The following is a 395-nucleotide window of genomic DNA, read 5'->3' on the forward strand; positions in this document are numbered from 1 at the left end:
CACCAATAGTCTGCCTATCATTAAGTAGAACAATAGGTTGCCCATCTTGTGGTACCTGTATAGCACCTAGCGCAATGCCTTCGGATAACAGTGATATATCTGGAGAGTGAACCGATTCACCACTAAGACGATAACCCATACGGTTCGAGTTTTGGTCCACGATATAGGGTGAGTTGTAAAACGTCTCCTTGGCTGAGTCTAAGAATAGCTCACTCTGGTAGCTCTCAATAACCCTTAAGTTAACCGGCAAATTGTAATCAGGTGTATAACGGAACGTGACACTAATAGGTTTAAAGTGCTTGGTGAGAGCTTGCTTAGTGAAAATTAATTGGTCTCCAACTTGGCAAGGCTCACCATCTTGAGTTAATCCACCTACTTTTTCACGCGTTATTGTT

Annotated in this window: 1 pseudogene; it reads right to left on the reverse strand. The window is 42.5% G+C overall.

The annotated features are described in order from the left end of the window. Positions 1–395 (reverse strand): annotated as a pseudogene (locus tag A3712_RS07640) (allophanate hydrolase); the annotation flags it as partial.

The sequence above is a fragment of the Vibrio sp. HI00D65 genome, from assembly GCF_001635455.1.
Classification (GTDB): Bacteria; Pseudomonadota; Gammaproteobacteria; order Enterobacterales; family Vibrionaceae; genus Vibrio.